Annotated in this window: 11 protein-coding genes and 1 pseudogene; all 12 read left to right on the top strand. The window is 68.0% G+C overall.

Annotated elements, in window-relative coordinates; all coding sequences use genetic code 11:
- Nucleotides 1-81 precede the first annotated feature (81 nt).
- Complete coding sequence (flgB, locus tag CEK65_RS15325; protein WP_017908569.1) at nt 82-480, top strand: flagellar basal body rod protein FlgB; 399 nt, start codon at nt 82-84, stop codon at nt 478-480.
- A gap of 2 nt (nt 481-482) precedes the next feature.
- Nucleotides 483-890 carry a flagellar basal body rod protein FlgC gene (gene flgC / locus CEK65_RS15320; RefSeq protein ID WP_017908570.1) on the top strand — a complete coding sequence of 136 codons (408 nt, stop codon included), beginning with the start codon at nt 483-485 and terminating at the stop codon, nt 888-890.
- Nucleotides 891-931: 41 nt separating this feature from the next.
- Nucleotides 932-1606: a flagellar hook capping FlgD N-terminal domain-containing protein gene (locus CEK65_RS15315; protein WP_017908571.1), complete on the top strand. Its 675-nt coding sequence runs from the start codon at nt 932-934 to the stop codon at nt 1604-1606.
- Nucleotides 1607-1635: 29 nt separating this feature from the next.
- Nucleotides 1636-2859, top strand: a complete 1224-nt coding sequence (flgE, locus tag CEK65_RS15310) for a flagellar hook protein FlgE (protein ID WP_150410956.1) — start codon at nt 1636-1638, stop codon at nt 2857-2859.
- Nucleotides 2860-2965: 106 nt separating this feature from the next.
- On the top strand, nt 2966-3721 hold the full coding sequence (locus tag CEK65_RS15305; protein WP_017908573.1) for a flagellar basal body rod protein FlgF: 756 nt from the start codon (nt 2966-2968) through the stop codon (nt 3719-3721).
- A gap of 102 nt (nt 3722-3823) precedes the next feature.
- Entirely contained in the window at nt 3824-4609 is a 786-nt protein-coding gene (gene flgG, locus CEK65_RS15300; RefSeq protein ID WP_017908574.1) for a flagellar basal-body rod protein FlgG, read from the top strand.
- A gap of 23 nt (nt 4610-4632) precedes the next feature.
- On the top strand, nt 4633-5334 hold the full coding sequence (flgH, locus tag CEK65_RS15295) for a flagellar basal body L-ring protein FlgH (protein ID WP_152182239.1): 702 nt from the start codon (nt 4633-4635) through the stop codon (nt 5332-5334).
- 8 nt (nt 5335-5342) lie between these two features.
- Complete coding sequence (locus CEK65_RS15290) at nt 5343-6461, top strand: flagellar basal body P-ring protein FlgI (protein ID WP_017912877.1); 1119 nt, start codon at nt 5343-5345, stop codon at nt 6459-6461.
- A 1-nt stretch (nt 6462) separates the two neighbouring features.
- Nucleotides 6463-7674 (top strand): flagellar assembly peptidoglycan hydrolase FlgJ, encoded by a 1212-nt coding sequence (flgJ, locus tag CEK65_RS15285; protein WP_152182238.1) that lies wholly within the window; start codon nt 6463-6465, stop codon nt 7672-7674.
- 11 nt (nt 7675-7685) lie between these two features.
- Entirely contained in the window at nt 7686-9560 is a 1875-nt protein-coding gene (gene flgK, locus CEK65_RS15280) for a flagellar hook-associated protein FlgK (protein WP_152182237.1), read from the top strand.
- Complete coding sequence (gene flgL, locus CEK65_RS15275) at nt 9557-10762, top strand: flagellar hook-associated protein FlgL (protein WP_017907281.1); 1206 nt, start codon at nt 9557-9559, stop codon at nt 10760-10762. Before flgK ends, flgL begins: the two co-directional genes overlap by 4 nt.
- Nucleotides 10763-11094: 332 nt before the next feature.
- Nucleotides 11095-11611: pseudogene (locus tag CEK65_RS15270) on the top strand (flagellin); the annotation flags it as partial.

Genomic DNA, 11611 nt, shown 5'->3' with positions numbered 1-11611 from the left:
CCCCTGATCTCACGGGCCCCCGCGCCCGCCTTTGGCACGCGCCTTGCCTGTGGTTTCGGCAACGAACCGCGGGATCGTGCCATGTCCAATCCGATCACAGCCTACTTCGGCGTCCATGGCGACGCCCTGCCACTGCGCGAGCAGCGCATGAAGCTGATCGCCAGCAACCTCAGCAACGTCGACACGCCCGGGTACAAGGCCCAGGACCTGGATTTCGACGCGGCGATGCGTGCCGCGCAGGGACAGCGCGAAGGCACCCAGCTCGCGGTCGACGACAGCCGCCACATCGCCGTCGGCGGCGATGGCCTGAATCCGTTCCAGATCACCCGGGCCGCCAGCCAGCCCAGCATGGACGGCAACACCGTCGATCCGGACGCCGAACGCGCCGCCTACGGCCGCGCCGCGCTGGAGTACCGCGCCTCGCTGAGCTTCCTCGAATCCAAGGTGCGCAGCATGCTCACCGCGATCACGGGCCAATAAGCATGAGCAACCTGCCGATCTTCGACGTCGCCGGCTCCGCGCTGCAGGCGCAATCGGTGCGCATGAGCACCATCGCCAGCAACCTGTCCAACGCCGATTCGGTGGCCGGTTCGGCGGAGGCGGCCTACAAGCCGATCGAGCCGATCTTCCAGGCGGTGCGCAACCCGCACGACAGCAGCCTGACCTCGGTCAATGTCAAGGAAATCGCCCAGACCAACGCGCCGCCGATCAAGCGCTACGAACCCGGCCATCCGCTCGCCGACGCCGAGGGCTACATCTATTCGCCCGATGTGGACCCGGTCTCGCAGATGGTCAACCTGATCTCCGCCTCGCGCAACTACCAGGCCGGCGTGGAGGTGCTCAACACCGCCAAGGAACTGGCGCTGGCCACTCTGACCATGGGCCGCTGATCCGCCCTCCTTCCGCCGCGTCACGTTCCAGGACCGCTTCCATGAGCAGCGTCACCACCTCCACCGACACCTATTCCAGCCTGGGCCTGAGCGCCTCGGCCAACACCAGCACCACCAAGAACAAGGCGCTGCAGCAGGCGGACTTCCTGAAGCTGATGACCGAGCAGCTGCAGCACCAGGATCCGCTCAAGCCGATGGACAACAGCCAGATGGTCGCGCAGATGGCGCAGCTGTCGACCGTGCAGGGCATCGGCGACCTCAACAAGACCGTCACCGCGCTGTCCTCGTCGATGAGCACCGACCAGGTGCTGCGCGGCGCCAATCTGATCGGACACAAGGTGCTGGTGCCGTCGGCGACGCTGCCGCTGGGCGCCGAGGGCAGCACCGGCGGCCTGGTCGCGGCCAAGGCCGCCGGCGTGGTCGACGTCACCGTCAGCGACGCCACCGGCCAGCCGATCAAGAAGATCAGCCTCACCGCGGACAAGGCCGGCCAGCTCGATTTCGCCTGGGACGGCACCGACGCCAGCGGCAAGCGCATGCCGGCCGGCAGCTACAGCATCACCGCTGGGCAGACCGATGCCCAGGGCAACCAACTGTCCCTGTCCACCTACGTCCAGGCGCCGGTCGAGAGCGCCATCATCGGATCGGACGGCATCTATCTCGATCTGACCGGGCTCGGCACCACGCCGCTGACCAACGTCCTCCGCGTCAGCTAACGCCACGCCGACATCCACAGGAGTCCACCATGGGTTTCAATACATCGCTGTCCGGCCTCAGGGCGGCCAATACCGACCTCAACGTCACCGCCAACAACATCGCCAACGCCAACACCACCGGCTTCAAGGGCTCGCGCGCCGAGTTCGCCGACCAGTTCACGCTCAACGGCTACGGCCTGGCGCGCAACGCGGTGGGGTCGGGCGTGCGCGTCAGCAACGTCGCCCAGCAGTTCTCGCAGGGCACCATCGATCCGACCGGGCGCAGCCTGGACCTGGCCATCTCCGGCTCCGGCTTCTTCACCCTGTCCAACAACGGCGCCCGCGTGTACTCGCGCGCCGGCAACTTCCAGACCGACGCCAACGGCTACGTGGTCAATCCCCAGGGGGCGCGGCTGCAGGTGTTCCCGCCGGCGAGCAACGGCAACGGCTTCGCCGCCGGTACGCTGACCGACCTGCAGCTGCTGACCACCGACAGCCCGCCCAAGCAGACCAGCACGGTCAACCTGACCTTCACCCTGCCCGGCAACACCCAGCCGCCGACGGTGACCACGTTCGATCCGAACGACGCCAACAGCTACAACAACTCCAGCGGCGGCACCACGGTGTACGACTCGCTGGGCGTGGCCCACGTGCAAACCTCGTACTTCGTCAAGACCTCCACGCCCAACCAGTGGACCGTCTACAACTACGTGGACGGCGTCGCCGCCGGCGGTGCCAGCACGCTGCAGTTCTCCAACAGCGGCGCGCTGGTCAGCCCGGCCGACGGCAAGATTCCGCTGGGCTCCTTCACCCCCGCCACCGGCGCCGGCACCCTGTCGCTGACCCTCAACGTGTTCGGGTCGACCCAGTACGGCGAAGCCTTCGCCCTGCGCGGCGCGACCCAGGACGGCTACGCCAGCGGCAAGCTCAACTCGATCAGCATCGACGAGAAGGGCATCGTCTACGCGCGCTACTCCAACAACGCCGACAAGGCGCTGGGCCAGATCGCGGTGACCAACTTCGTCAATCCGCAGGGCCTGAGTTCGCTCGGCGACAACGCCTGGGCGGAAAGCTCGGCCTCGGGCATCGCCCGCACCGGCTCGCCTGCGACCTCGGACTTCGGCAGCGTGCAGTCCGGCGCACTGGAATCCTCGACCGTCGACCTGACTGAGCAGCTGGTCAACATGATCGTGGCCCAGCGCAACTTCCAGGCGAACTCGCAGGTGATCTCGACCCAGGATCAGGTCACGCAGACGATCATCAATATGCGTTGACGACCGCCGGGAATCGGGAACGGGGAATCGGGAATCGTAAACGCGATTCCCGCCACCGACCTCCCGCTTTCCGCCATTCCCGATTCCCCATTCCCGGTTCCCTCCAATGGACAAAGCCCTCTACGTCGCCATGACCGGCGCCCGCGCGTCGCTGCAGGCGCAGGCCACCGTGTCGCACAACCTGGCCAACGTCGAGACCTCCGGGTTCAAGGCGGCGCTGGCCAATACCGAGGCCTATCGGATTCCTGGCGCCGGTTATCCGTCGCGGATCGATGCGCTGCACATCGACCAGGGCTTCAACCGCGACGTCGGCGCGCAGCACCAGACCGGCAATCCGCTGGATCTGTCGCTGGATGCCGATCGCTGGCTGGCGGTGCAGTCCGCCGACGGCAAGGAGGCGTACACGCGCGGCGGCGAATTGGCGCTGACCCCGAACGGCCAGCTGGTCACCGCCAGCGGCCATGCGGTGCTCGACGACCAGGGCAATCCGGTGGCGATTCCGCCGCACCAGTCGCTGGAGATCGGCAACGACGGCACGGTGTCGATCGTGCCGCTGGGCGAAGCGCCCACCGCGATGAGCACCATCGCCACGCTGAAGGTGGTGCAGGCGCCGGCGGACCAGCTCACGCGCCGGCCCGACGGCCTGATGCGCAACGTCAGCGACGATCCGGCCAAGGCCTTTGCGCCGGCCACCGGCAATTCGCTGCGAACCGGGGTACTCGAGGGCAGCAACGTCGATGCCGCCGGCGCGCTGGTGCAGATGATCCAGTTGCAGCGCCAGTTCGAAATGCAGGTGAAGGTCATCAAGAACGGCGACGAGAACGCGCAGTCGGCCAACACGCTGCTGCGTCTGAACGGCTAAGACGAGCCTCGGCGCCAGCGGCGCCGGTTTGGCACGGCACATGCATCACTCCCTGCGCCCCCGGCGCGTCGTGCCGGGGCCACCATCAGAGGAACTCGGGTCATGAATCAGGCTTTGTGGGTCGCCAAGACCGGACTGGATGCGCAGCAGACGCGCATGTCGGTCGTCTCCAACAACCTGGCCAACACCAACACCACCGGTTTCAAGCGCGACCGCGCCAACTTCGAGGACCTGCTGTACCAACAACTGCGGCAGCCAGGCGGCGCCAGCTCCTCGCAGACGCAGCTGCCCTCGGGCCTGCAGGTAGGTACCGGCGTGCGCGTGGTCGCCACCGCCAAGGATTTCGAGCAGGGCAGCCAGCAGCAGACCGATCGCGCCCTGGACGTGATGGTCAACGGCCGCGGCTTCTTCGAAGTGCAGATGCCGGACGGCACCTCGGCCTACACCCGCGACGGCAGCTTCCAGATCGATGCGCAGGGCCAACTGGTCACCAACAGCGGCTACCCGATCCAGCCGGGCATCCAGATTCCGGAAGGCGCGCAGTCGGTGACCATCGGTTCCGACGGCACGGTGAGCGTGCAGGTCGCCGGTACCGCCGCGGCGCTGCAGGTCGGCGCGCTGACCCTGACCGACTTCATCAATCCCTCCGGCCTGCAGGCCCAGGGCCAGAACCTGTATGTGGAAACCGCCGCCTCCGGGCCGGCGACGAACGGCACGCCCGGCCTCAACGGCCTCGGCAAGATCGCGCAGGGCGCGCTGGAAGGCAGCAACGTCAATGTGGTGGAAGAGCTGGTGAGCATGATCGAGACCCAGCGCGCCTACGAGATGAATGCCAAGGCCATCTCCACCACCGACTCGATGCTCGGCTATCTGAACAACAACGTCTGATCCCCTCGCCTCCGGAATCCGCCATGTCGCGCCTGTCCTCTCTCTCCTTCTCCGCCGCGCTGCTGCTGCCGGTCCTGCTCGGCGGTTGCGCCGGTCTGGGCGTGGCCGCCGGCGACGTGCGTCCGTACGCGCCGATGGCGCCGATCGTGCCGGTGATGGCGCCGCAGGCGCAGCCGACCGCGGGTGCGATCTACGCCGCCGGCCCCGGCCTGCAGCTGTACTCCGATCGCCGCGCCCGCAACGTCGGCGACCTGCTGACCATCACCCTGGTCGAAAGCACCAACGCCAGCAGCACCGCCAACACCAGCATCAGCAAAAAGGATGCGGTGACCATGGCCACGCCGACGCTGCTGGGCGCGCCGCTCACCGTCAACGGCACCAACATCCTCAACAACTCCACCAGCGGCGACCGCAGCTTCGCCGGCAAGGGCAACACCGCGCAGAGCAACACCATGCAGGGCAGCATCACCGTGACCGTGATGCAGCGCCTGCCCAACGGCAACCTGGTGATCCAGGGCCAGAAGAACCTGCGCCTGAACCAGGGCGACGAACTGGTGCAGGTGCAGGGCGTGGTCCGCGCCGCCGACATCGCCCCGGACAACACCATTCCCTCCAGCAAGGTGGCCGAAGCGCGCATCGCCTACGGCGGCCGCGGCGCGGTCGCGCAGTCCAACGCAATGGGCTGGCTGAGCCGCTTCTTCAACTCGCGCATCTCGCCGTACTGAGGCCCGCCATGACTCTCCTGTCCCTGCCCTGCCGCCTGCTCGCCGCCGTCGCCCTGTGCGCCGGCCTGGCCGCGCCGGCCGCGGCCGAACGCATCAAGGACCTGGCCCAGGTCGGCGGCGTGCGCAACAACGCGCTGGTCGGCTACGGCCTGGTGGTCGGCCTGGACGGCAGCGGCGACCGCACCAGCCAGGCGCCCTTCACCGTGCAGAGCCTGAAGAACATGCTCGGCGAGCTGGGCGTCAACGTGCCGGCCAACGTCAATCCGCAGCTGAAGAACGTGGCCGCGGTGGCGATCAGCGCGCAGCTGCCGGCGTTCGCCAAGCCGGGCCAGACCATCGACATCACCGTCTCCTCGATCGGCAACGCCATCTCGCTGCGCGGCGGCACCTTGCTGATGGCGCCGCTGAAGGGCGCCGACGGCCAGGTCTATGCGGTCGCGCAGGGCAACCTGGTGGTCGGCGGCTTCGGCGCGCAGGGCAAGGACGGTTCGAGGATCTCGGTGAACGTGCCCAGCGTCGGCCTGATCCCCAACGGCGCGACGGTGGAACGTGCGCTGCCGGACGTGTTCGGCAACACCGGCGAGATCACCCTGAACCTGCACCAGCCCGATTTCACCACCGTCTCGCGCATGGTCTCGGCGCTGGAAAGCACCTTCGGCCCCGGCAGCGCGCATGCGGTGGACGGCTCCACCGTGGCGGTGCGTTCGCCCACCGACCAGAGCGCGCGGATCGGCCTGCTGGCACGGATCGAGAACGTCGAGCTGTCGCCGGGTGCGGCACCGGCCAAGGTGGTGGTCAACGCCCGCACCGGCACGGTGGTGATCGGCTCGCAGGTCCGGGTCAGCCCGGCGGCGATCTCGCACGGCTCGCTGACGGTGACCATCAGCGAAGGCACCCAGGTCAGCCAGCCCAATGCGCTGAGCGGCGGCCAGACCGTGGCCACGCCCAAGTCCACCATCACCGCCACCAACGAAGGCAGCCGCATGTTCAAGTTCGAGGGCGGCACCTCGCTGGATCAGATCGTGCGGGCGGTCAACGAGGTCGGCGCCGCGCCTGGCGACCTGATCGCCATTCTGGAAGCGCTCAAGCAGGCCGGTGCCCTGAGCGCGGAGCTGGAGGTGATCTGACATGCGTATCTCGGCCGCTCCCTTCGACCTGCACGCCTCTACCCAGAACGATCCGGCCAAGATCGACAAGGTCTCGCGCCAGCTCGAAGGGCAGTTCGCCAACATGCTGGTCAAAAGCATGCGCGAGGCCAGTTTCGGCAATTCGCTGTTCCCCGGCGAGAACCAGACCTTCCGCGACATGTACGACCAGCAGCTCGCCAAGGGCCTGACCGACGGCAAGGGGCTGGGCCTGGCGGCGATGATCTCCAAGCAGCTCGGTGGCGGCCAGCCGGCGGCGACCACGCCGGCCAATACCTCGCTGGGCGCGGCCAAGGCGGCCAAGGCATACTCGCTGGTGTCCGGCCAGTCCGGCAACGGCCCGATGGCGCTGCAGGGCGAAGCCGCGCTTGCCGCCGGTGCCACGGCCGGCGCCGGCGTCGGCCCGTGGAGCGGCGGCGCCGAGGCGACCGCCGCCCCGCAGCAGCAGGTGCTGGACATGATCGCCGGCCGCGAGAGCAGCGCCATGCACCAGGCCATCGGCAGCAGCCCGGCCGACGGCAGCGCCGGCCTGTCCTGGGCCGGTGCCGACGACCGCTGGTCGAACGTGCAGGCGGCCGCCGACAGCGGCACCGCCATCGATCCCAGCGCCGCCGCGGCCGCCAACGCCGCCGCGGCCAGCCTCGGCGAGCGCACCCCGGAAGGCTTCGTCGCCAAGATCTGGAACCATGCGCAGAAGGCCGCGCAGGAATTGGGCGTGGACGCGCGCGCCCTGGTCGCGCAGGCCGCGCTGGAGACCGGCTGGGGCCGCCGCGGCATTTCCCGCGGCGACGGCGCCAGTTCCAACAACCTGTTCGGGATCAAGGCCACCGGCTGGAACGGCGACCGCGTGACCACCGGCACCCACGAGTACGTGGACGGGGTCAAGCAGTCGCAGACCGCCGATTTCCGTGCCTATTCCTCGCCGGCGGAAAGCTTCGCCGACTACGTGCGCCTGCTGAAGACCAATCCGCGCTACCAGCAGGCGCTGAAGGCCGGCACCGACATCCGCGGCTTCGCCCAGGGCCTGCAGCGCGCCGGCTACGCCACCGACCCTGCCTACGCAGCCAAGATCGCCGCCATCGCCGGCGGCCCGACCATCGGCCGCGCGGTCGCCGCGATCGGCAGCGCCGCCGCCGGCGGCATCGAGCGCGTGCTGGCCAGCACCGTCGATTCGTCCGGCCTCGTGCGCCGTTGAGGTAGCCGCCCATGTCCATCCTCTCCACCGGTACCGGCGCCCTGCTCGCCTTCCAGCGGGCCCTGTCCACGGTCAGCCACAACGTCGCCAACATCAATACCGACGGCTACAGCCGGCAGCGGACGACGTTCGCGACCACGGTCCCGAGCCAGTACGGCAGCGAGTTCATCGGCAACGGCACCCAGATCATCGACGTCTCCCGCGTCGCCGACCAGCTGGCGATCTCGCGCCTGTTCGACAGCACCGGCGAAGTCGCCCGGCTGAAGCAGCTCTCCAGCCTGTCCAGCCGCGTCGACGGGCTGTTCTCGGACAAGGCGACCAGCATCGCCGGGCAGTGGTCGAACTTCTTCGACGCGACCACCGGCCTGTCCTCCAACGCCTCGGCCAGCGCCAACCGGCAGAACCTGCTGGACGCCGGCAATTCGCTGGTCACCCGCTTCAAGCAGCTCAACGGCCAGCTCGACTCGCTCGGCAGCGAAGTCAACAACGGCCTGCTGGCCGGCACCGCCGAAGCCAACCGCCTGGCCACCGAGATCGCCAAGCTCAACGGCCAGATCGGCTCCAACGCCAATGCCGCCGCACCGGACCTGCTCGATCGCCGCGACCAGATGATCGGCCAGCTCATCGGCTACACCGGCGGCAGCGTCATCCAGCAGGACGGCGGGATGATGAACGTCTACACCTCCGGCGGCCAGGCGATGGTGGTCGGCACCAATGCGTCGACCCTGGTCACCAGTCCCGATCCCTACCAGCCGGAAAAGCTGCAGATCGCGCTGAAGACGCCTGGCGGCTCGACGCCGCTCAACAGCAAGGCGCTGGGCGGCCAGCTCGGCGGCTTCCTGGAGTTCCGCAGCAACGTCCTGGATCCGACCAAGGCCGAACTCGGCCGCATCGCCACCGGCGTGGCCAGCAGCTACAACCAGCAGCACCACGCCGGCATGGACCTGTACGGCCAGATGGGCGGAGATTTCTTCAACCTGCCGGCGCCGACCGTGGACGGCAACAGCGCCAATACCGGCACCGCGGCGTTCACCGCCAACGTCAGCGACCTGAGCAAGCTCGACGGGCAGAACCTGCTGCTGACCTACAACGGCACCGCCTGGAGCGCCAGCCGCGCCGACACCGGCGCCAGCGTCCCGATGAGCGGCTCCGGCACCAACGCCGATCCGTTCGTGGTCAACGGCGTGACCCTGCAGGTCTCCGGCACCGCCGCCAGCGGCGACAAGTTCCTGCTGCAGCCCACCGCCAATGCCATCAGCAAGCTGTCCGTGGCCATCAGCGACCCCTCGCGCATCGCCGCGGCGACGCCGATCCAGGCCAGCGCCACGCTCAGCAACCAGGGCACCGGCAAGGTCAGCAACGTCACCGCGACCAACGCCAGCAATGCCAACCTGCTGACGCCAACGAACATCGCCTTCATCGATTCCACCCATTACTCGATCAACGGCGGCGCGCCGCAGACCTACACCGCCGGCCAGACCATCAGCGCCAACGGCTGGAGCCTGACCATGGACGGCGTCCCGTCCGCCGGCGACAGCTTCGCGGTGGGCCCGACCGGGGTCGGCTCGAGCAACAACGGCAACGCCCTGCTGCTGTCCAACCTGGACGATGCCAAGGCCTTCAACGGCGGCACCATCACCCTCAACGGTGCGGTGGCCGGCCTGACCACCACGGTCGGCTCGGCGGCGCGCCAGGCCAAGTACGCGGCCGACGCGCAGGACGTGATCCAGAGCAGCGCCCAGGACGCGCGCGACTCGCTGTCCGGCGTCAACCTCGACGAGGAAGCGGCGGACATGTTGCGGCTGCAGCAGGCCTACCAGGCGGCCTCGCGCCTGATCTCCACCGCCGACACCCTGTTCCAGTCCATCCTGAGCGCGGTCCGATGAGCAATCGCATCTCCAGCGGCATGATCTTCAATCAGTCGCTCAACACCATGCTCGGCAAGCAGGCGACGATCTCGCACCTGCAGCAACAGCTCTCCACCGGTCAGCGCATCGTCAGTGCGGCCGACGATCCGGTCGCCGCGGGCACCGCGGTCAGCCTGGACCGCACGGTGGCCGCGCTGGCGCGCTTCGGCGACAACGCCAACAACGTGCAGAACCGGCTCAACCTGCAGGAAAACTCGCTGGCGCAGGCCGGCGACCTGATGGCGCGGGTCAAGGATCTGACGGTGGAAGCCAATAGTTCGGCGCTGACCACGCCCGACCGCAAGGCCATCGCCGCGGAGCTGAAGACCCTGCACGACAGCCTGCTGAGCCTGTCCAACAGCACCGACGGCTCCGGCCGCTACCTGTTCGGCGGCACCGCCGACGATGCGGCCCCGTTCGCCGTGGTCTCGGGCAACGTGGTCTACAGCGGCAACCAGACCCAGCGCAGCGTGGAAGTGGCACCGGACACCAAGGTCTCCGACACCCTGCCCGGCAGCGAGATCTTCATGCGCGTGCCCACCGGCGACGGCACCGTGGACGCGCATGCGGCCGCCGGCAACACCGGCACCGGCCTGCTGCTGGATTTCAGCCGCGACGGCTCCGGCAGCGCCTGGAACGGCGGCAGCTACAGTGTCGTGTTCACCGCCGCCACCACCTACGAGGTGCGCGACAGCAGTGGCGCGGTGGTCAATACAGGCACCTATGCCGCCGGCGAGAGCATCGGCCTGCCCGGCTTGAAGATGCGTGTGGACGGCGCCCCCGCCGCCGGCGACAGCTTCCAGATCGGCGCCTCGACCACCAAGGACGTGTTCTCCACCATCAGCAACCTGGTCAACCTGCTCAACACCGATCCGATCACCCCGGCCGCCAAGGCTGCCCTGCAGAACGGTCTGCAGTCGTCGATGCGCGACATCACCCAGGCCTCGTCGAAGATGATCGACGCGCGCGCCGCCGGCGGCGCCCAGCTCGCGGCGATCGACAACGCCACCGACCTGCGCGCCTCCAACGACGTGACCCTGAAGACCACCCTGTCCTCGCTGCGCGACCTCGACTACGCCCAGGCGATCTCCCAGTACCAACTGGAACAGTCGGCGCTGAAAGCGGCACAGACCATCTTTACCCAGATGCAAAGGATGTCGCTGTTCGACCGGCTCGGCTGATCGGCGATATACCGGATATACAGAAAGGCCCGGAGCGCGGCAACGCTTCCGGGCCTTTCGCGTTATACAAAGATCGTCATCGCCGCTGGATAGGTAGACAACGCGCAGGCAGCCCTAAAGTTTGCCGAAGTGCGGCCGAGAAAGGCTCTCCGCGGTATTCCTGGTGTTTTGCGCATCGCCGGAACGGCAAATTTTCTGCAGTAAATCGCTAAAGGTTGCGAGCCTGTCGCCGTTACTTATATCACCAGCCGCACTGGCCAAATTGATGGCCCCCTGCGGAGACTCCAGGCACCAACCGGTTGCCGGACAAATCGCTTAGAGGAGATATCAAAATGGCACAGGTCATCAATACCAACGTAATGTCGCTGAACGCTCAGCGGAACCTCAACACCACCAGCGCCAGCCTGGCGACGACGATCCAGCGCCTGTCCTCGGGCCTGCGCATCAACAGCGCCAAGGACGACGCGGCTGGTCTGGCGATCTCCGAGCGCTTCACCACCCAGATCCGCGGCCTGGACGTGGCCTCGCGCAACGCCAACGACGGCATCTCGCTGGCGCAGACCGCCGAAGGCGCGATGGTCGAAATCGGCAACAACCTGCAGCGTATCCGCGAACTGGCGGTGCAGTCGGCCAACGCCACCAACTCCACCACCGACCGCGGCGCGCTGAACTCGGAAGTCAAGCAGCTGGCCTCGGAAATCGACCGCGTCTCCAGCCAGACCAACTTCAACGGCACCAAGCTGCTGGACGGCTCCTTCTCCGGCGCGCTGTTCCAGGTCGGCGCCGACGCCGGCCAGACCATCGGCATCAACAGCATCGTCAACGCCAGCGCCGCCTCGCTGGGCAAAG

It is taken from the genome of Xanthomonas sp. LMG 12459 (assembly GCF_009192905.1).
GTDB classification, from domain to species: Bacteria; Pseudomonadota; Gammaproteobacteria; order Xanthomonadales; family Xanthomonadaceae; genus Xanthomonas_A; species Xanthomonas_A sontii.
Note: the sequence above shows the minus strand (reverse complement) of the source record. Positions and strands in the feature narration are given on the sequence as shown.